At 64.1% G+C, this 20,753-nt stretch carries 17 protein-coding genes; 6 read left to right on the top strand and 11 right to left on the bottom strand.

Annotated features, from left to right (window positions below):
• The first annotated feature begins 26 nt into the window (after positions 1 to 26).
• The gene (gene arfA, locus LFT44_RS17035; protein WP_236799594.1) at positions 27 to 1,565 is read left to right on the top strand and encodes an arabinosylfuranosidase ArfA; all 1,539 of its coding nucleotides are present in this window, start codon (positions 27 to 29) and stop codon (positions 1,563 to 1,565) included.
• Between the two features lie 79 nt (positions 1,566 to 1,644).
• Here the strand turns inward: arfA and LFT44_RS17030 are convergent, their stop codons facing one another.
• Complete coding sequence (locus LFT44_RS17030; protein WP_013602309.1) at positions 1,645 to 2,322, bottom strand: Crp/Fnr family transcriptional regulator; 678 nt, start codon at positions 2,320 to 2,322, stop codon at positions 1,645 to 1,647.
• Positions 2,323 to 2,518: 196 nt separating this feature from the next.
• Between LFT44_RS17030 and LFT44_RS17025 the strand changes: the two genes are divergently transcribed.
• Positions 2,519 to 3,703 (top strand): MarP family serine protease, encoded by a 1,185-nt coding sequence (locus LFT44_RS17025; RefSeq protein ID WP_236799593.1) that lies wholly within the window; start codon positions 2,519 to 2,521, stop codon positions 3,701 to 3,703.
• 27 nt (positions 3,704 to 3,730) lie between these two features.
• On the opposite strand, the gene aroQ is transcribed toward LFT44_RS17025, so the two are convergent.
• The 5 genes from aroQ to LFT44_RS17000 form a co-directional block, all read right to left on the bottom strand.
• Positions 3,731 to 4,195, bottom strand: a complete 465-nt coding sequence (gene aroQ / locus LFT44_RS17020; RefSeq protein WP_236799592.1) for a type II 3-dehydroquinate dehydratase — start codon at positions 4,193 to 4,195, stop codon at positions 3,731 to 3,733.
• Positions 4,196 to 4,326: 131 nt separating this feature from the next.
• A complete protein-coding gene (locus LFT44_RS17015; protein ID WP_236799591.1) occupies positions 4,327 to 6,519 on the bottom strand; it encodes an alpha-galactosidase in 2,193 nt (730 codons plus the stop codon).
• Between the two features lie 148 nt (positions 6,520 to 6,667).
• A complete protein-coding gene (locus LFT44_RS17010) occupies positions 6,668 to 8,008 on the bottom strand; it encodes an ABC transporter substrate-binding protein (protein ID WP_236802940.1) in 1,341 nt (446 codons plus the stop codon).
• Positions 8,009 to 8,101: 93 nt separating this feature from the next.
• The gene (locus LFT44_RS17005; RefSeq protein ID WP_236799590.1) at positions 8,102 to 9,025 is read right to left on the bottom strand and encodes a carbohydrate ABC transporter permease; all 924 of its coding nucleotides are present in this window, start codon (positions 9,023 to 9,025) and stop codon (positions 8,102 to 8,104) included.
• Between the two features lie 10 nt (positions 9,026 to 9,035).
• Positions 9,036 to 9,968 carry a carbohydrate ABC transporter permease gene (locus LFT44_RS17000; RefSeq protein ID WP_236799589.1) on the bottom strand — a complete coding sequence of 311 codons (933 nt, stop codon included), beginning with the start codon at positions 9,966 to 9,968 and terminating at the stop codon, positions 9,036 to 9,038.
• Between the two features lie 182 nt (positions 9,969 to 10,150).
• On the opposite strand from LFT44_RS17000, the gene LFT44_RS16995 reads away from it, so the two are divergent.
• Together LFT44_RS16995 and LFT44_RS16990 are read left to right on the top strand one after the other, a co-directional pair.
• Complete coding sequence (locus LFT44_RS16995; protein ID WP_236799588.1) at positions 10,151 to 11,356, top strand: Gfo/Idh/MocA family protein; 1,206 nt, start codon at positions 10,151 to 10,153, stop codon at positions 11,354 to 11,356.
• Between the two features lie 10 nt (positions 11,357 to 11,366).
• A complete protein-coding gene (locus tag LFT44_RS16990) occupies positions 11,367 to 12,389 on the top strand; it encodes a LacI family DNA-binding transcriptional regulator (protein ID WP_236799587.1) in 1,023 nt (340 codons plus the stop codon).
• A gap of 92 nt (positions 12,390 to 12,481) precedes the next feature.
• On the opposite strand, the gene LFT44_RS16985 is transcribed toward LFT44_RS16990, so the two are convergent.
• From LFT44_RS16985 to LFT44_RS16970, 4 genes are all read right to left on the bottom strand, one after another.
• Positions 12,482 to 13,813, bottom strand: a complete 1,332-nt coding sequence (locus LFT44_RS16985) for an ABC transporter substrate-binding protein (protein WP_236799586.1) — start codon at positions 13,811 to 13,813, stop codon at positions 12,482 to 12,484.
• Positions 13,814 to 13,890: 77 nt separating this feature from the next.
• Positions 13,891 to 14,724, bottom strand: coding sequence for a carbohydrate ABC transporter permease (locus LFT44_RS16980; RefSeq protein WP_373462131.1), 834 nt, complete (start codon positions 14,722 to 14,724; stop codon positions 13,891 to 13,893).
• 74 nt (positions 14,725 to 14,798) lie between these two features.
• Positions 14,799 to 15,734 (bottom strand): carbohydrate ABC transporter permease, encoded by a 936-nt coding sequence (locus LFT44_RS16975; RefSeq protein ID WP_442863655.1) that lies wholly within the window; start codon positions 15,732 to 15,734, stop codon positions 14,799 to 14,801.
• Complete coding sequence (locus tag LFT44_RS16970) at positions 15,721 to 17,784, bottom strand: beta-galactosidase (RefSeq protein ID WP_236799585.1); 2,064 nt, start codon at positions 17,782 to 17,784, stop codon at positions 15,721 to 15,723. The genes LFT44_RS16975 and LFT44_RS16970 overlap by 14 nt, the downstream gene beginning before the upstream one ends.
• 215 nt (positions 17,785 to 17,999) lie before the next feature.
• Between LFT44_RS16970 and LFT44_RS16965 the strand changes: the two genes are divergently transcribed.
• Complete coding sequence (locus LFT44_RS16965) at positions 18,000 to 19,016, top strand: LacI family DNA-binding transcriptional regulator (RefSeq protein ID WP_236799584.1); 1,017 nt, start codon at positions 18,000 to 18,002, stop codon at positions 19,014 to 19,016.
• A 228-nt stretch (positions 19,017 to 19,244) separates the two neighbouring features.
• Complete coding sequence (locus tag LFT44_RS16960; protein WP_236799583.1) at positions 19,245 to 19,913, top strand: hypothetical protein; 669 nt, start codon at positions 19,245 to 19,247, stop codon at positions 19,911 to 19,913.
• Here the strand turns inward: LFT44_RS16960 and LFT44_RS16955 are convergent.
• Positions 19,910 to 20,695 carry a DeoR/GlpR family DNA-binding transcription regulator gene (locus LFT44_RS16955; protein ID WP_236799582.1) on the bottom strand — a complete coding sequence of 262 codons (786 nt, stop codon included), beginning with the start codon at positions 20,693 to 20,695 and terminating at the stop codon, positions 19,910 to 19,912. The two genes, LFT44_RS16960 and LFT44_RS16955, sit on opposite strands and share 4 nt — an antisense overlap.
• Positions 20,696 to 20,753: the final 58 nt, after the last annotated feature.

Here is a 20,753-nt window from a genome sequence, read left to right as displayed (position 1 = left end):
GCTGCACAACCAAGGAGATAGTCCTCATGTCCCGCGCCAGAATCACCCTCGACCGCGACTTCACCATTGGTGAAGTGCCCCGCCGGCTGTTTGGCTCCTTCGTGGAGCACATGGGCCGCTGCGTCTACACCGGCATCTTTGAACCGGGCCACCCGGAGGCCGACGAGAACGGCTTCCGCCAGGATGTCCTCAAGCTCGTCAAGGAGTTGGGCGCCACCGTGATCCGCTATCCCGGCGGCAACTTCGTTTCCGGCTATGACTGGGAAGACGGGATCGGTCCCCGGGAGGACCGCCCGCGCCGGCTTGATGGCGCGTGGCACACGGTGGAAACGAACGCCTTTGGCCTCCACGAGTTCGTGGACTGGTCCCGCCAGGCAGGAACCGAAATCATGGAAGCCATCAATCTCGGCACCAGGGGAGTAGACGCCGCCCGGGCAATCGTGGAGTACGCCAACCACCCCGGCGGCACCCGCCTCTCCGACCTGCGCGCAAAGAACGGCCACAAGGACCCGTTCAACATCAAGCTCTGGTGCCTGGGCAACGAGATGGACGGGCCGTGGCAAATTGGCCACAAGACCGCCGACGAATACGGCCGCCTGGCACAGGAGGCTGCCAAGGCCATGCGTTATGTTGACCCTGGCATCGAGCTGGTGGCCTGCGGAAGTTCCAATTCGCGCATGCCTACGTTCGGCGACTGGGAGCAGACTGTCCTGACACACGCCTACAACGAGGTGGACTACGTGTCACTGCACGCCTACTACCACGAGTATGAAGGTGACGCTGGCAGCTTCCTCGCAAGCGCAGTTGATACCGACTACTTCATCGAATCAGTCATCGCAACTGCCGATGCCGTCCGGGCGAAGGGAAAGCACAAGAAGCACATCAACCTTTCCTTCGACGAATGGAACGTTTGGTACCAGCGCGGCAGGGACACCGAGGACCAGTTGCGGAACGTCGCCAAGGCCGGCTGGCGGGAGCACCCGCGACTCATCGAGGACAAGTACAACGTGACCGACGCCGTGGTGGTGGGCACCCTGCTTAACTCGCTGCTCCGCCACGGCGACCGCGTCAAGATCGCCAACCAGGCGCAGCTGGTCAACGTCATCGGCCCCATCTTCAGCGAAGAGAACGGACCGGCCTGGCGGCAAACCATTTTCCACCCCTTCTCCCGGATGGCAGAACTCGCCAAGGGCCAGATCCTGCGGCTGTCCGTTGACTCGGACAAGTACGAAAATGAGCGCTTTGGCGGCACGGACCTCGTGGATGTCAGTGCCACCTGGAACGAGGAGACCGGCCGCGTGGCGCTCTTCTTCGCCAACCGGGGCCTTGAAGAAGCGGCCGACGTGGAGGTCAGCCTGCGCGGTTTCGACGCCCAACGGGTAGTCCGTGCTGAGGTCCTGGAAATCCCGGAAGGCGGCGACCGCTTCACCATCAACAGCCAGGAAAACCCCGACCGGGTGGGCCTCAAGCCGCTGGAGGGAGCAAAGGCAAACGGTTCCGAGCTGCGGCTCAGCCTTCCCGCCCTCTCGTGGGCCGTCGTCGAACTGGACGTGGCGAAGAGCTGATCCGACGGCGGGTCAACGAACCTCCGGCAACAAAAAAGCCGCCCCCTCGGGCGGCTTTTTTGTTGGGTTCCAGCTTTATTTAGCGCGAGCGCTGGCGGAGGCGCTGCATGTCCAGGATGACCACGGCGCGGGCTTCGAGGCGGAGCCAGCCGCGCTGGACGAACTCGGCCAGGGCCTTGTTGACCGTTTCGCGGGAGGCGCCCACCAGTTGGGCCAGTTCTTCCTGCGTGAGCTCGTGTGCCACCAGGACACCGTCGGTTGCCGGCCGGCCGAAGCGGTCTGCAAGATCCAGCAGGGCCTTGGCCACGCGCCCCGGGACGTCGGAGAAGACGAGGTCGGAGAGGGAATCGTTGGTGCGGCGCAGGCGGCGGGCCAGGGCCTGCAGCAGCTGGGCCGAGACCTCCGGGCGGGTGCGGAGCAGGGTGTTGAGGCTTTCGTTCTTCAGCCCGGCCAGGCGGGTCTCGGACACCGCGGTGGCAGTAGCCGTGCGGGGACTCGGATCGAACAGGGCCATCTCGCCGAAGAGCTCACCCGGGCCAAGGATGGCCAGGAGGGACTCGCGGCCGTCGGGGGAGGTGCGGCCGAGCTTCACCTTGCCGGAGACGATGAAGTACAGCTGGTCACCCTGGTCGCCCTCGCGGAACACCGACGCGCCGCGGGAAAGGTCCACCTCGGTGAGCTCGTCCGTCAGCAGACGGAATGCGTCGTCGTCGAGCGTGGCGAAAAGGGGTGCTCGGCGCAGTACCTCGATGTCCATGAAATCTCCTACGTAAAAGTATCGGCTGTGGCGCTTTTGCCATTGTTTCAGAATTTTCAAGGTTCTGTGACGAACTTGGCAGCCGAAACACCTGCGGGCAGTGCACAGCCGGTCTTCCGGAGGGGGCGGCAGGCCACAGAAGATTGTCAGCCACCCCCCACTAGAATGGAGGTTCAACTGTTAATAAGGAGCCTTTGTGGTCGGCCTGACTGTCCTGGACATTGTCCTGATCCTGGCGCTGCTGTCATACCTGATCTACGGCCTCCGCAACGGGTTCCTGGTCACGGTCGGCGGCCTCGTGGGCTTTGCTGCCGGCGCCATCGCAGCCTTCTTCGCCGTCCCCCTCGTCAGCACCTTCGTTGAGGATTCAGGATGGCGGCTCACCGCCATCATCGCCGCCGCCGTCGTACTCATGGCACTGGGACACGGCCTGGGGACCATGGTGGGCCGGCAACTGCGCGGCGTGGTTCGGATCCGGCCGCTGCGCGCGGTGGACCGCCTGGTGGGCGGGGCGCTGAACCTTGTGGTCGCCGCGCTGGTGATGTCCATGCTGGCATTCAGCGTCAGCTCCCTCGGCGTGCCTGTTGTGTCCCAGCAGTTGGCCGAATCCAAGGTGATCCGCTTCATCGACGGGCTCACTCCCACGCCGGTCAAGGCCACCATGGCGCAGCTGCGTTCCACTGTGATCGGCAACGGCATTCCCACGTTGATTGAAGGGCTGGACCAGGGCCAGGCGGTCCAGGTGCCCAACACGAGCACCAACACGCCGGCGCTCAACAAGGCTGCCCAGTCCGTCCTGAGGATTGCGGGCACGGCCTACGAATGCGGCCAGAACCAGACCGGCAGCGGCTTCGTGGTCTCCGATGACCGCGTGGTGACCAACGCGCACGTGGTGGCCGGCGTCTCGCAGCCCGTGGTGGAAATGCCCGACGGCGGTGCCATGCCCGGCCGGGTGGTCTACTTCGACACCAAGCACGACCTGGCAGTCCTGGCAGTGGATAACCTGCCCTCCCGGCCGCTGCCGCTTAGCCGCGACCTGCCCGGCGGCAGCCAGGCTGCATTCGCGGGGTACCCGCACGGCGGTCCCTTCCAGTCCAAGCCTGCCACCGTCCAGGACATAGCCACCGTCCTGGTCCCGGACATTTACGGCAACAACCCCTCGCCGGAGGACATCTACCGCCTGGCCGGGGACGTGCAGCCCGGAAATTCGGGCGGCCCGCTGCTCACCACCGACGGCCAGGTGGCCGGGGTGGTGTTCGCTAAGGCAACCTCGGATGCCGAAGTAGGGTTCGCCATCACCATGAATGACCTGGAGCCTGTGGCAGAGCAGGCGCCGGGACTGTCCTCCCCGGTTTCCTCCGGACAGTGCATTCAGAAGTAGGGCAGGTCCAGCAGTAGGACCTGCCGGTCAGAGGACCTCGGCCAGGTAGTCGATGGCCAGCTTGTAGCCGAACACACCGGCACCCACGATTACTGCCGCGCAGACCGGCGACAGGTAGGAGTGGTGCCGGAATTCCTCGCGCTGGTGGACGTTGGTGATGTGAACCTCGACGGCGGGAAGCTGGACGGCTGCCAGGGCGTCACGGAGTGCCACGGAGGTGTGCGTGAAGGCGCCGGCGTTCAGGACGATGCCCGCGGCGGTGCCCCGGGCGGCGTGGATGGCGTCCAGCAGGACGCCCTCGTGGTTGGACTGAAGGCATTCCACCGCGAATCCGTGCGCCTTGGCAGCGGCCGCTGCCAGCTGTTCCACGTCGGCAAGGGTTGAGGTGCCGTACTTCTCCGGCTCACGGGTTCCGAGGAGGTTCAGGTTGGGGCCGTTGATGACCAGGATGGTGCCGCGGCCGGCTTCGACAGTGGAGGAGGCTTCAGTCATGCCTGCAAATCTATCGGGTGGCCCGGCCCGCCGCGCATTCTTACGCAACTCCCTCCCACCGGCTGCTGAATACTTGTCGTTTTCAGGCCTGTAAACGACAAGTACTCAGCAATCGACGGTGATGAAGACTGTTAGAGGGCTGTGACCTTCAGCAGCAGCGCGTGCTCCGGGTTCAGGATGGGCATCGGCAGGCCGACTTCGGCAAGGAACCTGCCGCTGGCCACCGCACCCTCGGCCAGCCATGCCGGCGGCTGGGCCTGGGTGAACGTGTGGCGGTAGTCGGCGTCCTCTGCGGTGGGGAAGACCGCCTCCACGCGGTAGCTGCGCGCATCATCGAGTCCCGGAATGCCCATCCGCCCCGGCTGCTCGGCAGCCGAGGTACGCGTGCTGACCAGGGCGAACAGGGCCGCCGTCGTCCCTGCCGCCACGGAGCTGTCCGCCACCACGCCGTGCAGCAGGAAGGAATCGTCCGCAACGTCCGCATGGACGGCACGGCCGCTGTGGATCAGGTCCCGGTGCTCCTTGTACAGGGCCACGATGCGCCGCAGCTCCTCGCGCTCCTTGCCCTGTACGCTGCGCACGTCCCATTCCATCCCAAAGTGGCCGAACAGTGCCGTGATGCCACGGAAGGACAGGTCGTGGGTGCGGGCGGTGGTGTGCGAGGTGGTGGGCCCGATGTGGCTGCCCACGAGTTCCGGCGGAACCACGGCCTCCGTCCAGCGCTGGATGGTCTGCCGCTCCAGCGCGTCGTTGCAGTCCGACGCCCAGATCCGGTCCGTCCGCTCCAGGATGCCCAGGTCCACCCTGGCGCCGCCGGAGGAGCAGCTTTCAATTTCGACGCCGGGGTGGGCCTGGCGGAGTGCGTCAAACAGCCGGTAGGCGGCAAGGGTTTGTTCGTGGACGGAAGCGCGGCCGCCGTGGCCGTGTTCCGTGAGGTCCCGGTTCTGGTCCCACTTCAGGTAGCTGATGTTGTTGCCGGCCAGCAGGGCGTCGATCCGGTCAAAGACGTACTGCCAGGCTTCGGGGTTCACCAGGTCGAGGACATGCTGGTTGCGCCACTCAAGCGGCAGCCGGCCGCCGTCCTTGTGCGCGGCGGCCGAGGGACCCACGATCCATTCGGGGTGCGCCCGGGCGATGTCCGAGTCCAGGTTGATCATTTCCGGTTCCACCCACAGGCCGAACTCCATGCCGCGGGAGGTGACCGCGTCAATCAGCGGCGCCAGGCCGTCCGGCCACACCGTCTCGTCCACATACCAGTCGCCCAGGCCTGCGCGGTCGTCGCGCCGCCCGCGGAACCAGCCATCGTCGAGCACAAAGCGCTCCACGCCGAGGTCCGCGGCGGAGTCGGCCAGCTCGATCAGGGTGTCCAGGTTGTGGTCGAAGTACACAGCCTCCCAGGTATTCAGCACCACCGGGCGCGGTTTGCCGGCGGGCAGCCCGGTGGCTGCGGCGGGCAGCACGTGGTGCGGGCGGGAGCGGAACCAGCTGTAGAAGGCTTCAGTGATACCGTCCAGGCCCCGGTCCGAGTAGGCGGCGAACAGGGCGGGCGTGGTGTAGCTGCCGCCCGCTGCCAGGATGACTTCGGCAGGGCCCAGGAGTTCCGAGCCGCCGATCATGGTCCGGCCGTCACCGATGGTGTCCGCAAACTGTTCGTGGTTGCCGCTCCAGGCCAGGTGCGTCGCCCAGACCTTGCCGTGCCGGTTGCCGAAGCCTTGGGTGCCGGCGGCGAACAGCAGGGAGGAATCGTGCCCGGTGCGGCCGTGCCGTCCGGTCCGTACCCAGGTGCCCTGCTGGATCCGGTGCCGCTGCGGGTGGCGTTCCCGGCACCAGCGCCCGGTCAGGTCCAAAAGTTCGACGGCGTCCGGTCCCACCGGGAGGACGGTTGCCAATTCGTCCACCTGGAAGGGCGTGGTGCCGTTGTTGGTGACGGTGTGCCGCAGTTCCAGCAGCCCGCCGGGGTGCAGCGTGAGGGAGGTTGTTACGCCGATGCCGGTGTCGGCGTCGGCGTGTTCAATGGTGGCCGATGCCCCTTCGGGGCTGACGGACGTGACGCGGAGGCGGGAGGAGAAGTCAAGGCCGGCCGCGCCGTCGCTGATCCGGTGGCCGCGCAGGGCCGGGCGGCCGCGCCAGGAGGAAGAGGCTTGGGGAAGGAGGCCGGCAGGGACGCGGGCGTCGATGGAGGAGTGCCCCACGGGCGTGGCCAGGATCGCGAGGTCCGGCAGGGCGTCGCCCAAGTCGGCACCCCAGTGGATGACCTCGGCCTCCCCGCTGTCGAAGCTAATCACCAGGCTGGTGCCGGCGGAACGGAGGTTGAGGGGTTCCATAGGATCTCTTTCAGTGTTCAAGGGGTGCATCTTAAGTTACGCACGGGAGAAAGCAAGGGAAAGGGGTGGCCGGATGCCGCCGCCGCGAGGTGGAAGCGGAGGCATCCGGCCGGTGGTTGCGACCACATACGCAACCACATACTGAGGGCTACTTGAACAGGGCGTTGACCTGGTCGTTGGCCTGGGTGAGGGAGCTGGCTGGTGCCTTGCCGGACACCACCGAGTCCATGGCCGGCTTCATGATGCCGTCAACCTTGGCGGCGTTGTCCGCAATCGGGTACAGGAACGTGGTGCCGTCCTTGACCTGCTCGCTGAAGGGGGTCACGTCCACGCCCTTGGCCTTGAAGGCTTCAACGGCCTTGTCGGCAGAGGTCTTGATGGCGGGGAAGACGACGGCCTTGGAGGCGACCACGTCCTGGCAGGCGGCGGAGCCCAGGTACTCCACCCACTTGATGGCGGCTTCAGGCTTCTTGGTGCCGGCGTAGACGGAGTCCGCCAGGCCGTTATACATGCTGGCGCGCTTGCCGTTGACTCCGACGGGAGTGGGGGCGATGCCCACCTTGATGTCCTTGTAGCCGGCGTACTGGCCGATCATCCAGGAGCCGTTGGCGTTGATGACGGACTTTCCGGCGGCAAAGGTATCAGCCATGCTGGCGCCAACCGTGGTTTCGAGCTTGGGCATGTAGCCCTTTTCCACCAGGCCGGCGAACCAGTCGATGCTCTGCTGGAACTTGGGGTCGTCGTAGTTGAAGTGCTTGCCCCAGGGGTTCTTGTCGGTGTGCGTCCAGTCGGTGGTGCCTGTCAGGTAGCTCCACTCGGTCTGGCCCTGTCCGGAGCCGGAGCCGTTGAGGCCCAGCCCGTAGACCGCCACGTTGTTCTTGTCGAAGCCGGGTTCGTCGCCGCGCTTGCCGTTCTTGTCCACGGTCAGGTGGGCGATGGTCTTTTCGTAGGTGCCGCCGTCCTGGGGGTTCCACGTGAGGCTGGCCATCTGTTCAGGCGTGACGCCGGCGTCGGCCGCGAGCTTGGTGTTGTAGAACAGCGCGATGGTGTCCCAGTCCTTGGGCAGTCCGTAGCGCTTGCCGTCCTGTCCCACCCACAGGTCGGCGAGGCCGGAGTTGTAGACGCTGGTGTCGATGTTGTCCTTCTTGACGGCGTCATCCAGCGCCAGCAGCTGCTTGTTCTTGATGAATTCCGGGTACTTGCCCAGGTGGTCAGTGAAGACGTCAGGGGCGGTGCCCGCCACGAAGCCGTTGGTGAGGGTGCCCCAGTAGTCGTCCCAGCCGCGCTGGGTGACCTTGACGGTGATGTCCGGGTTGGCCTTGTGGAAGTCGTCGGCGCACTGCTTGTACGCCGGCAGCTGGTTTGCGTCCCAGAGCCAGTAGTTGATTTCGCCCTTGCCGGCTTCCGAGGATCCACCGCTTCCGCAGGCCGAGAGTGCCAGTACTGCGGCAGCGGCTGCTGCCAGGGAGCCGAGCGCTTTTTTGTTCATTTTCATTACAGGTCCTTTCAAGGTGTTTCCGGGCACGCCGCCATGGCCTGTGCCGGGACAGGGTGTTGGGGAGTTGCGTGGGGAGGGTTACTGCTACTTGATGCCGGAGAAACCGATGGAATTGACGATTTTCTTGCCGAAGATGGCGAACAGGATGAGCACGGGAAGGGCGGATACCAGGGTGGCCGCCATGAGTCCGGACCAGTCGGGGGCGCCCTGCGGCGACTGCGACTTGAAGACGCCCAGGCCCACCGTGAGGACCCGGACGGATTCGTCCTGGCCCACCAGGAGGGGCCAGAAGTATTCGTTCCACTGGCCGATGAAGGTGAGCAGGGCAAGGGTGGCGATGGGGGCTGCGGCGTTTGGCAGGATGATCTGGAAGAAGATCCGAAGGTGCTTGGCGCCGTCGAGCATTGCCGCTTCCTCCACCTCGCGGGACATGTTCAGGAAGAACTGCCGGAGGAAGAAGATGGCGAACGGGGTCATGAAGATATAGGGGAGCACCAGTCCCACCATGGTGTTGAGCAGGCCCAGGTTCTTGATGAGCAGGAAGTTGGGCAGCGCGGTGAAGATCGGTGGCACCATCATGGTGGCCAGGAACAGGCTGAAGACCAGGTTCCGTCCCCGCCACCGCAGCCGGGCAAACGCGTAGGCGGCCATGGCGCTGAAGAACACGGCGCCGGTAGTGGTGATGGAGGCGAACAGGACGGAGTTGCGCAGGTAGATCCAGAAGTCGATCTGGGCACCGGATCCGCCCTGGGCCACGGCCTCTTCCGGGGACTGCAGGCCGAAAACGCGCTGGAATGCGCCGAGGTTGAAGTCTGCAGGGAGCAGGTTGGTGGCGTTGCCGGCCAAGGCCCCGTTGGTGGACAGCGCGGTCCGGAGGATCCAGTAGAACGGGAGGACCGAGACGGCAACGGCGAGGGCTACGAGGAGCCAGGCGCCGCCGCGGCGCCAGGTAAACGTCCGACGGCGGGCGGTTGCCCGGGCGGGTGCGGAGACTTTTGCGGTGGTCATGGAAGTGTCCTTAGTCCAGGTCTGATTCGTTGCCCTTGAGGAACTTCATCTGGATGAAGGCCACCAGGGCGAGGATGACGAAGAGGATGACTGCCAGGGCGGAGCCGTAGCCGAAGTCCGATTCCGTGAAGGCCTTTTGGTAGATGTAGAACTGCAGCACCCGGCTGGCGTTGACGGGGCCGCCCATGGTGGTTACGGCTACGGTGTCGAACACCTGGAAGGAGCCGATCACGGTGACGATCAGCACCAGCGCAAGCACCGGCCGGAGCAGCGGCATGGTGATTTTGCGGAACGTCTGCCAGGGGGAGGCGCCGTCCAGGTTGGCCACTTCATAGACGTGGCTGGGGATGGCCTGCAGGCCGGCGAAGAGGAGCAGTGCCGTGTAGCCCATGTGCCGCCAGGTGTTGATCAGGGCCTGGGTGGGGATGGCCCATTCCTCGCTGCCGAAGAATGCCACCTTGGGCAGGCCGAATGCCTCAATGAAGTAATTGACGATGCCGATCTGGTAGTCGAGGAGCCAGAACCAGAGAAGGGCGGCGATCACGTTTGCCATGAGGTACGGCAACAGGAGTGCGCCGCGGATCAGGGTTGACTTGGCCACCCGGTGCATCAGCAGCGCCAGCCCGAGTGCCAGGGCAGTCTGCAGGACGATGTTGATCAGGACGTACTGCGCGGTGACCGCCAGGGCGTTCCAAAACAGAGGGTCCTTGGCGATGGCTTCATAGTTGGCAGTGCCAATCCATGTTGGGTCACCGAGGATGCTGTATTCGGTGAAGCTGAGGTAGATGCCCCGCAGGGTGGGCACCAGGTAGAAAACGATAAATCCGATCATGGCCGGGGCGATGAAGAGCAGTGCGATCTTCAGGTCGCTTTGTCCCCTGCGCTTCAGGGGCCGGTGCACTGAGTGCTCCGTCCGGCTGGCGTTCCTGGTAAGGGTGGTCATCGTCGACCCTTTCCTGAGTGTGATGGAAGTAACAAGCTGGGTAGCAATCTACACGAGTAGATAAGAGGATCGCAAGAGACCCTATGAGGTTTAGTTTTCTTGATGTTTTCGCCAGTAAATGGATATTGACTCGAGTAGATAGTGATGAAACACTCGGGGAAACTTCAAATGGAAGGCAGACAATGGCGTTTTCGATCGGCGTACTCGGCGTTGGGCAGTTCGGCGGACAGTTCGCGCACCTTTTCAACCTCCACCCCGGCGTCAGCGACGTCTTCGTGGTGGACGAGCGGCCCGAGCGCGCGGCCGAGGCTGTGGAGCGGTACCACTTGGCAGGGGCCAAGGCGGACTTCGCGGAGCTCCTCGCCTCCGACGTTGATGCCGTTGCCATCTTCACCCAGCGCTGGACCCACGGCCCGCTGGTCGAACAGGCGCTCCGGGCAGGTAAGCACGTCTACTCAGCAGTACCCATGGCGGTATCGGAAGAGGAGATCGCCCGCATCATCCAGTCCGTCCGGGAAACCGGCTTGGTGTACATGATGGGGGAGACCAGCTACTACAACCCCGCTACGGTGTATGCCCGCGAACAGCAGGCGGCCGGCAGGTTCGGGCGAATCTTCTACTCTGAGGGCGATTACGTCCATGACATGGACCTGGGCTTCTACGACGCCTACCAGTACAGCGGGGGTGAGCGGTGGAAGGAGACCGCCAGCTACCCGCCGATGCTGTACCCCACCCACGCAATCGGTGGTGTGCTGGGTGCCATTCCAGGACACGCCGTCAGCGTCAGCTGCGTTGGAGTCCGCGACGACCGGAACGACGGCGTCTTCAACAGGGACATCAGTATGTTCGGCAACGACTTTTCCAACGCCACCGCACTGTTCGAACTGAACGACGGCGGCGTGATGCGAACCAACGAGATGCGCCGCGTGGGCTATCCCTCCCATATCCGTGAGTCCCGCTTCAGGTTCTTCGGCACGGAGGCGAGCTTCGAACAGCTTGCCAAGGTTACGGTCTGGCAGGACAAACAAAACGTCCATGACATCTCCGAGCAGATGGAGACCCGTCCCAGCATGTCCCTGGACGACCCCTCCCTGGCAAACGTGGCCCCGGAGCTTCGCGACGCCTTCGTCTCCGGACTCTCGCCCGTCCACGACGCAGAACGGCTCCCGGAGGAGTTCCGCGGCGCACCCAACGGACATGAAGGCAGCCACCACTTCCTGGTGGACGACTTTGTCACGGCCGTGAACACCGGCACCCTGCCGCCGGTCAATGCTTGGGTGGCGGCCCGTTACACCCTGCCTGGCATCGTGGCCCACCAGTCAGCACTTCAAAACGGCGTACGGCTTCCCATCCGTGACTTCGGTGATGCGCCCGGTACCAGCAGTTAGCATGGACACTATGACCTCCCCGCCCGCGCAGGCCTCCCGCGGCGGCCCCGTAACCCGCAAGGACGTTGCGCGTTATGCCGGCGTCAGCACCGCCGTCGTCAGCTACGTTGTCAATGGCGGGCCCAAGAAAGTGGCACCGGCAACGGAAGCCAAGGTCCAGGACGCCATCCGCGTCCTTGGCTACCGTCCCAACGCCGCCGCCCGGGCGCTCAAGCTGGGTTCAAGCGAGACGCTGGGGCTCATCATCCCGGACAACACGAACCCCTTCTTTTCCCTCCTGGCCCATGCTGTTGAGGACGCTGCCGCGGATCTGGGCTACGCCCTGGTGCTCAGCAACTCCGACGGGAACCTGTCCAAGGAGCGGCGGAACATCCGCAACCTCGCCGCCCGCCAGGTGGACGGCGTGCTGCTGGCAAGTGTCCTTTTCGAACCTGACCTGGAAGCGCTGGAAACGGCGGACATCCCGGCCGTGCTGCTGAACCAGGAACGCGATGCCCCGGGCTTCAACAGCATCGGTGTGGACCTCGCAGCAGGGGCCAGGATCGCAGTGAACCATCTGATCGGTCATGGGCACACCAATATCGGTCTGGCGATGGGCACCAACGTTTCCGGCAGCCTGGACGGCCGCGAGGTGGGTTGGCGCCAGGCGCTCCAGGAGGCAGGCCTGCCGGAGGGCCCCATCGTATACAGCGGCTTCACCTGGCCCGGCGGCTATTCGGCCGGCCAACGGCTGCTGGCCTCGATCAACAGGCCCACGGCGATATTCGCAACCTCGGACACCCAGGCGGTGGGCCTGCTCCGCGCCATTCATGAGGCGGGCCTGGCCGTGCCGGGTGAGATCGCCGTCGCGTCCTTCGACGGTTCCATTGAATCCGAATATTCGTGGCCGCCCCTGACCACTATGGAGCAGCCCGTGGCTGCGATGGCGGAAGCCGCCGTGCAGGCCCTGGTGGAAGCCAAGCGCGGCGGGAAGCCAAAGCACAGAATATTTCCCACAAAGCTCCACGTCCGGCAGTCGTGCGGGTGCCCCTGAAGGCCGTCTGACAACAAAGGCCACCATCCCCGCGGCGCGGGGATGGTGGCCTCTGTTGTCAGGAGTTGTGTCGAGGCTGTGCCTCCAGCTCGTTATTCCTTGACGGGGATGGACTGCGCCTTCAGGGCATCGACGGTCTTCTGCTGGCCGCTCTTAAGTGCATCCAGGAGCGTGCCGCTGCCGCCGGCTGCCTTGCCGAAACCATCCGACACATCGGTGTAGGTCTTGGTCATGGTGGGGCCCCAGGTGAAGTTCGGATTCACGTTGGACGAGGCCTCGGCGAAAACGTCGTAGATCTTCTGGCCACCGAAGTAGTCCACGCCGCCGGAGAAGGCGCCGAGGTCCTTTGCCGATTTGGCCGCGGGGTAGAGGCCGCCGAGCTTGTTGGCCAGCGCCAGCGCCTCAGGATCCGTGTTCAGCCACAGCGCGAATTTGGCTGCCTCGTACGGGTGCTTGGAGCCCTTGAGGACTGCAGTCGAGGAACCGCCCCAGTTGCCCGCGGCCTTTCCGCCGGCCTCCCACTGCGGCATGGGTGCAACTGCCCACTTGCCCGCGGTGTCGGGGGCTCCGCTTGCCAGGGTGGACGCGCCCCAGACCGCAGAGACCCAGGTCCACTGCTGGCCTTTGTTGAAGGAGGCGTTCCACTCATCGGAGAAGGAGGGAAGCGTGGATACCTCGCCCTTTTCGAGCAGCTTCTGCCAGTAGTTGGCCACCTTCGCGGACTCCTTGCCGGTCAGGTTTACCTCCCACTTGTCATCGGTGTTGGAGAACCACTGTCCGCCCGCCTGCCATACGTTGCCGGCAAACCAGTTGACGTCGCTGCGGGGGAAGTTGGTGATGTAGGAGCCGCGGGCCTTGATCTGCTCAGCTGCCGCAGCGTATTCGTCCCAGGTGGTGGGGACCTTGATGCCCGCCTCCTTGAAGAGGTCCGCCCGGTAGAACATCGCCATCGGACCGCTGTCCTGCGGGATGGCATAGACGGCCTTGTCCTCGTTGAAGGTGACCTGGCCCCAGGTCCAGTCCACGAACTTGTCCTTGGCTTCTGCCACTCCCTCGCAGCCGGCGATGTTCGCCAGTCCGTCCTGCACACGGAAGTTGGGGAGTGCGTCGTATTCGATCTGCCCCAGGTCGGGGGCGTTGCCCGCCTGTAGCTGGTTGAAGAAGTTTTGGTAGGTGCCCGAGTTGCCGTTGGGCCCGGTCTGGACCTTTACCTTGATGTCAGGATGGTCCTTGTTCCAGAGGTCCACCACCTTGTCCATGCCAGGCACCCAGGTGGTGAAGGACAACTCAACCGGTCCGGAGGAGGGCTTGCAGGAGGTGGTGTCCTGGGCAGCAGAGGTGCTTTCGCCGCTTGAGCAGCCCGCAAGGGACAGCGCCGAGACTATGGCAAAGGCGGCAGTGGCTTTTCCGTAACGCACGCGCATTTCTATTCCTTATTAGTGGGGTGGGTGTACCGGGGCAGTGGGCCGCGGGACGGGTTGTGGGGGGAAAATTTTGTGGGCTATTTGACGCTTCCAGCGCCCAGGCCGCTGCTCCAGAAGCGCTGCAGCCCGAGGAACGTTGCGATCAGCGGGAGGATCGACACCAGGGCGCCGACGATCACCAGGACCCGGAGCTCCGGAATCTGGCTGATCTGGCTGTTCCACGCATACAGGCCCAGCGTGACCGGAAACAGTGTCTGGTCCCGCAGCATGATGAGGGGCAGGAAGAAGTTGTTCCAGATGGCTACGAACTGGAACAGGAAGATGGTCACCAGGGCAGGAGCCATAAGGCGGGTGGAAACCGTGAAGAAGGTCCTGGCCTCAGATGAACCATCGAGGCGTGCAGCCTCCAGCAGCTCCGTGGGGACGCTTGCCGCCGCGTAGATCCGGGCAAGGTAGACGCCGAAGGGGCTGACCAGGCTGGGCAGGAACACTGCCCAAAGGGTATTGGTCAGTTTCACCTGGCTGAAGATCAGGAACAGCGGGAGGGCGAGTGCAGTTGCGGGCACCAGCACCCCGCTGAGCACGACGTTGAAGATGGCCTCACGGCCACGGAACTCATACTTGGCCAGGGCATAGCCGCACATGGCGGCAATGACGGTACCAACCAGGGCGCCCAGCCCCGCGTAGAGGGCGCTGTTGGCCAGCCAGCGCCCGAACACGCCGTCGCTGTAGGTGAACAGGTTGCCCAGGTTGGCGAAGAAGGTGGGGATGGAGTCCGCGGTGAACCACAGCGGTGCGGTGCCTGTGATGTCCCCGCCGGTCTTGGAGGAGGAGACCAGCAGCCACCAGATGGGGGTCAGAAAGTAGAGCGTGAAGACGCCCATGATGAGCATGGCCGCTCCCCGGGACATGATGCTTTGCCGGGGTCCCCGGGGTGTGGTTGCCGTGGTGGCCGGCTTTTTTGTGGTCATGGCCGTTGCTGCGCTCACTGGGAAACCTTCCGCTGGGTTGCCTTGAGGAAGACGAAGGAAAGAACGAATGTTGCCAACGCAAGCACCACCGAGAATGCTGCAGCCAGGCTGTAGTTCGGGACTGATGCTGTTGTGTAAACGGCGAGGTTGGGAGTGAAGGTGCTGCTGATGGCCGTGCTGAAACTGCGCAGGGTCTGCGGTTCCGCCAGGAGCTGGAGCGTTCCGATGATGGAAAACACGCCGGTGAGGATGATGGCCGGCACCACGAGGGGAATCTTGATGCGCCAGGCGATCTGGAAGTTGCTGGCACCGTCCAGCCGGGCCGCTTCGTAGATCTCCGTTGGGATTGCCAGCAGGGACGAGTAGATGATCAGCATGTTGTAGCCGACGTATACCCAGGTCACAATATTTGCCACTGCCCACAGGACCAGGTCTGCCGAGAGGAAGTTGACCTGCGAGGTAACGGCATCAAAAGGGGAAAGCGACGGCGAATAGAGGAAGCCCCACATGATCGCTGCGATGACGCCGGGGACGGCATAAGGGGCGAAAAACGCCAGCCGGAAGAACTTCGTCCCCTTCAGGAGGGGCGAGTCGAGCAGCAGGGCGAAGAGGAGTGCAAGGCCAAGCATGACGGGCACCTGGACCACTCCGAAGAGCAGTACCCGCCCCACAGACTCCCAGAATTCACTGTTCTGGAACACCTGCTGGTATTGGACCAGCCCGCCGAAGACCTGCTGGGGAGGTCCGAATGTTCCCTTGCGTTCAACGGTGAGCAGCGACTGCACCACGGCAAAAATGATCGGAACCGCATAGAAGGCAAGGAAAAGGACGCCGAATGGCGCAACGAACAGGAGGACGGCGCGGCGCTGGGCGCCTGTGGTTTTGGACTTCCGGGGCATCGGCACTCCGGTGGCCGTTGCCGGCGCGGTAATGGGTCTAGTCACGTTCATCATCTTTCTGGCCGGTGTTCTTGCCAGTAGTCGGGGGAGCTGATGTGGCGGTGCGGACAACCCTCACGGCGCCCGCAGGAATGGCGACGGCGGTGGCGACTTCTTCGCCGGCGATCAGTTCGTGGCCGCGGGCCGCGTACTTGTGCTCTTCTTCGGTGTGGTTGATCAGGAAGGTGTAGTCGTGGTCAAGGCCTGCCCGGACCACGACTTCAAGCCCTGGGGCTGACTCATAGGCAACCACTCCAGCGCCGGCAGCAGCCTCGGACACGGTGTGGCGAAGTGCTGCCTGGTCCAGCGCCGTCGCCAGGTACCACGCCGTTCCGGACCCGTGCTGGTTGCGGGTGACGGCGGCCGTGCCGGCGAGGGGCCCATCGGTGAAGGAGGCTATTGCCTCCGCTCCCTCCAGCCGCAACGCTTCGGTCCACAGGGAGGCATCAGCACCGTTGTCGAGGGTCCTGGCCTGTCCCGGGGCCAGGGGGATGAATTCCTCCGTCCGGATGCCGAGCAGTTGCCGGAAGGCGCCGGGATAGCCGCCGGCCAACACCTTTTCGTTTTCGTCCACAATGCCGCTGAAATAGGTAACGATGGCATGGCCGCCGCTGCTGACGTAGTGCGCAAGCGCTGCTGACTCCTTGTCCCGGACGAGGTACAAGCCGGGCACCACCACGAGTTTGTAGCCGGAAATGTCGGCGCCGGGGGCCACGATGTCTACCGTGATGCCCGCGTCCCACAGTGCCTTGTACATCGCGTGCACTTGGTCCAGGTACCGAACGTCTGAAGATGGGTGGGACTCCTGGTCGTAGGCCCACCACGCTTCCCAGCTGAACATTAGGGCCGCCTCCGCCGTGACTGTCGAACCGGCTACCTCGGCAAGCTGCTCCAGTATGCCGCCGAGTTCCACCACCTCCTTCCAGATCCGGGAATCCGTTCCTGCGTGGGGAAGCATTGCGGAGTGGAACTTTTCACTGCCCTGGACTGAAGCGCGCCACTGGAAGAAGCAAAGCCCATCGGCGCCGCGGGCCAGGTGGGCAAGTGAGTTGCGGAGCATCTCGCCAGGGTTTTTGGCAATGTTGCGGGGCTGCCAGTTCACGGCCGACGTTGAGTGCTCCATGAGCAACCACGGCCGGCCCTGGGCGAGGCCCCTGGTTGCGTCGGCGGCAAAGGCCAGTTCGATGGTGGGGTCTTCAAGCCGGTGGTCGAGGTAATGGTCATTGGCAATGACGTCCATATGCGGTGCCCATGACCAGTAATCCTGGTTGCGGATGTGGGCGGCGACCATGAAATTGGTGGTGACGGGAACGTCGCTGTGCCGCCTCAGGACCTCGGCTTCGGACTGGTAGTAACCCAGCAGTTCATCCGAGCTGAAGCGGTGGAAGTCCAGTACCTGGGTCGGGTTGCTGGTGGAAACAGTGGTGCGGGGCGGCAGGATTTGGCTCCAGTCCGAGTACCGCTGTGACCAGAAGGCGGTGCCCCAGGCGCTGTTGAGCGACTCGAGGGTCCCGTACCGGGTGACCAGCCAGCCGCGGAAAGCCTCGGCGGAGACGTCGCAGTAGCACAGTGCGTTGTGGCAACCGAGTTCGTTGGAGACGTGCCACAGCCTGACGGCCGGATGGGCGCCGTACCTGCGCACCACCTCGGTGACCAGCCGGAGGGCGTATTCGCGGTAGTGCGGGGAACTGGGGCACCAGGCCTGGCGCCCGCCGGGCCAGGCGCGGGTTCCGGATGCCGACTGGGGGAGGATGTCCGGGTGAAGCGCTGTGAGCCAGGCCGGTGTGGAGGATGTTCCCGTCCCCAGGTTGACGCCAATGCCGTTGGCGTGGAGCAGGTCCAGGATCTCGTCAAGGCGGTCGAACGTAAAGATGCCCTGGGTTGATTCCAGTTCTGCCCAGCCAAAAATATTGACGGCGACGAGATTTACGCCGGCCTGTTTCATGAGGCGGACGTCTTCCTGCCACACGGTGTTGTCCCACTGCTCGGGGTTGTAGTCGCAGCCGTAAACGAGTTGTCCGCTCGGGGACAGCCCGGCAACCGGCGTTCTGGTGGGGCTCAACCCTGCTCCTTCGGCTTGCAGCAGACGTGCAAGACCGGGGCAGACCCGGACTCCTGGACGCTGTTGTCTCAACGATTTCTGTGAACGTTCCCAGAAAAGCAATGCAGTGAGTGATGTAGATCATCTGGGAACGTTCCCAGAGTACGCATCGGCGCGAGGGGTGTCAATGCGTGCGGCAGGACATCCCTTCCTGCAGACTCGGCTACAGTACAAATATGTCGCTGACACGCACCCGTGCCCGCCGCGCCACCATCAACGATGTGGCGGACGCTGCCGGGCTTTCCAGGGGGACCGTTTCACGTGTTATGAACGGGGAAAAATATGTGTCGGACGAGGCCAGGCAGGCGGTGGAGGAAGCCATTGCCCGGGTTGGGTACGTCCGGAACAGCGCCGCCCGGAACCTGGTTACCCAGGAGTCCCGGGCCATCGGGCTGATCATCCACGAACCACACTCGCTGTTGTTTGAAGATCCGAACATCGGCTCCATCCTGCTGGGGGCCAACGAGGTCCTGTCCAAGGCTGACTATCAACTGGTTTCGCTGATCATTGACTCGGACCGTGACAGCCGCCGGGTGGCTGATTACCTGCGGGGCGGCCTGGTTGATGGTGCCGTCATCATCTCGGCCCGCGCCTCCGATCCGATTGCGGCGGCCGTGGCGGAGATCGGCTTGCCGGCCGCTTTTGTGGGGCATCCGGAGGGGACTCCCGAGTTGCCCTACGCCGCCATCGACAATGTGGAGGCCGCCCGCAACATCACCGGAAGGTTGCTCGAAACTGGGCGCAAACAGGTAGGTATGATCGCCAGCGCATTGGACCGCGATTCCGGGAAGGACCGCGTGGCAGGCTTTCGCGCTGCACTGGGCGGACGCTTCAATCCCGACCTGGTTGTTGAGTATCCCCTGTACACCTATGCCGCAGGCTTCGATGGAATGCAGGAGTTGCTGCGGCGGGCGCCGGACATCGATGGAGTCTTCGCCGCCTCCGATGCCGTGGCTGCGGGCGCAATGACCGCGCTGCAGGAGGCCGGCCGAAGGGTGCCCGAAGATGTGGGCGTTGTCGGTTTCGATGACAGCAGTTGGGCCCTGCGCTGCCGCCCGCAGCTCTCCACAGTCCGCCAGCCCGCGGATCTGCTGGGGAGCGCCGCTGCTGAGCTCGTCCTTGCCCAGCTCAAGGGGCTTCCGGGCACGCCGCGGGTCCTTGAGACAGCGATCCAGTGGCGCGGTTCTGCCTGACCTTTCGGGGCGCATCCCCGCTCTGGTTCCGGAACAGGATGAAACCAAGGGACGCGAGAACCACCATGCCGCCAAACGCCTGTCCGGCCGAGAGTGATTGCCCCAGTACTATCCATCGCGCCAGAACTGCAGTGGAGCTGAACAGCCGCGAATTTGGGCCGGGAAGGTCAAGTGTGCGTCAGCACTGAATAACAGGAGCGAGAAACAATGCATCTCAAAAGCATTCGGATGCCTTCCCCTGATCTTGAAGGCAGCGCAGTTTTCTACCGTGACGTTCTTGGTCTTCCGGTCCGGCAATCCAAGGAAACGGTGGTCGTCGAGGTTGGCTCCAGCCTGCTTGAGTTCTTCGAAGGCAATGCCTCTGAAGGCAGCAACCATCTGGCTTTCACCATTCCGGCCAACCAGTTGGCAGACGGGAAGCGCTGGCTGTCTGGCAGAACCAGGGTCATAAGCCTCAATGGAAATGACGAGTTTCAGCTGGGGGAGCCCTGGGAATCGGAGTCGGTCTACTTCGAAGGCCCGGACCGGATGATTTTGGAATTAATCTCCCGGCAGCAGTTGGACAACGCTTCCTCCGCGCCGTTTTCCGGCGCAAGCCTCTTATGTATCAGCGAAGTAGGGCTTGCCGTGCCGGATGTCGCACGCTCCATACAGGAGATAGGGGATGCGTTCGGGATTCAGTCTTTCGCCGGCGACGGGCAAAGCTTCCATGCGATGGGGAACCATGACGGGCTCCTCATTCTCGTGCCCGCCGGCCGGCGCTGGTTCCCAACCTCCGATGCCCTGTCGTCGTTCGGACAGCTCACTGTGGACATCGCGGGCACGCCCCGTTCCGGGACCTTTGATTCCGGGGTGGGATGGCGGCTCAGATCAAGCGAAGCCGTGAAGAAGCCCTAGGCAGGGACCACCCGCAGTTTGGCCCGTTCGCCGAGTACCCGGCGCGCCTCGGTGCTGAGCCCGACGTCGCTGATGACCTCGTCCACGTCATCCAAGGCGGCGATGGAGCTGATCCCCAGCATGCCCCACTTGGTGTGGTCAGCCAGCACCACTGTTTTCCGCGCAGCCGCCACGAACGCACGGTCCGTTTCGGCCTCCAGCAGGTTGGGCGTGGTGAACCCGGCATCGGCATCCATCCCGTGGACGCCCAGGAACAGGACATCCAGGTGCAGTTGCTTGAGTGCGCCCGTTGCGATTGGGCCCACCAGGGCGTCCGACGGCGTGCGCTCGCCGCCCACGAGAATGACGGTTGACGGCTGGCGGGCTGAGCCGGAGGAAGCAGCGTGGTGGAAGAGGTCTGCGATCCTCACCGAGTTGGTCACCACGGTGATCCGGGGGCCATCGACCAGTTCCTTGGCGAGCGCCCATGTAGTGGTTCCGGCACTTAGGCCAACAGCCATCCCTTCCTGGACCAAAGCGGCTGCCTCTACGGCTATGGCGCGCTTTTCCAGCGTCAACTGCGTGGACTTCAGTTCAAACCCGGGTTCATGGGTGCTGGCATCGCCGGGAAGCTTGGCCCCGCCGTGGATGCGCTCCAGCTTCCCGCCTTCTTCCAGCAACTCGATGTCCCGGCGGACGGTCATCAGTGAAACACCCAGCTGCTGGGCCAGGTCCGAGACACGGACAACCCGTTCGCGCCGGACAACGTCCACGATGGCCTGGTGGCGTGCGGCAGGGAGCATGGGGGTCCTTTCGTGCTGCTCGAGCCGGAAAGCTATGTTCCGTCTTGTTCCATAATGG

The organism is Arthrobacter sp. FW306-05-C (assembly GCF_021801725.1).
Classification (GTDB): domain Bacteria; phylum Actinomycetota; class Actinomycetes; order Actinomycetales; family Micrococcaceae; genus Arthrobacter.
The sequence above is the reverse complement of the archived record's forward strand: the minus strand, read 5'-3'. Positions and strand labels throughout refer to the sequence as shown.

Coding starts and splice junctions, on each gene's coding strand:
- LFT44_RS16985 (WP_236799586.1), bottom strand. CDS start 13,813: ATGCGCGTGCGTTACGGAAAAGCCACTGCCGCCTTTGCCATAGTCTCG.
- LFT44_RS16965 (WP_236799584.1), top strand. CDS start 18,000: ATGTCGCTGACACGCACCCGTGCCCGCCGCGCCACCATCAACGATGTG.
- LFT44_RS16975 (WP_442863655.1), bottom strand. CDS start 15,734: ATGAACGTGACTAGACCCATTACCGCGCCGGCAACGGCCACCGGAGTG.
- aroQ (WP_236799592.1), bottom strand. CDS start 4,195: ATGACTGAAGCCTCCTCCACTGTCGAAGCCGGCCGCGGCACCATCCTG.
- LFT44_RS17030 (WP_013602309.1), bottom strand. CDS start 2,322: ATGGACATCGAGGTACTGCGCCGAGCACCCCTTTTCGCCACGCTCGAC.
- LFT44_RS17000 (WP_236799589.1), bottom strand. CDS start 9,968: ATGACCACCCTTACCAGGAACGCCAGCCGGACGGAGCACTCAGTGCAC.
- arfA (WP_236799594.1), top strand. CDS start 27: ATGTCCCGCGCCAGAATCACCCTCGACCGCGACTTCACCATTGGTGAA.
- LFT44_RS16995 (WP_236799588.1), top strand. CDS start 10,151: ATGGCGTTTTCGATCGGCGTACTCGGCGTTGGGCAGTTCGGCGGACAG.
- LFT44_RS16990 (WP_236799587.1), top strand. CDS start 11,367: ATGACCTCCCCGCCCGCGCAGGCCTCCCGCGGCGGCCCCGTAACCCGC.
- LFT44_RS17015 (WP_236799591.1), bottom strand. CDS start 6,519: ATGGAACCCCTCAACCTCCGTTCCGCCGGCACCAGCCTGGTGATTAGC.
- LFT44_RS17010 (WP_236802940.1), bottom strand. CDS start 8,008: ATGAACAAAAAAGCGCTCGGCTCCCTGGCAGCAGCCGCTGCCGCAGTA.
- LFT44_RS16980 (WP_373462131.1), bottom strand. CDS start 14,724: ATGTCCCGGGGAGCGGCCATGCTCATCATGGGCGTCTTCACGCTCTAC.
- LFT44_RS16955 (WP_236799582.1), bottom strand. CDS start 20,695: ATGCTCCCTGCCGCACGCCACCAGGCCATCGTGGACGTTGTCCGGCGC.
- LFT44_RS16960 (WP_236799583.1), top strand. CDS start 19,245: ATGCCTTCCCCTGATCTTGAAGGCAGCGCAGTTTTCTACCGTGACGTT.
- LFT44_RS17005 (WP_236799590.1), bottom strand. CDS start 9,025: ATGACCACCGCAAAAGTCTCCGCACCCGCCCGGGCAACCGCCCGCCGT.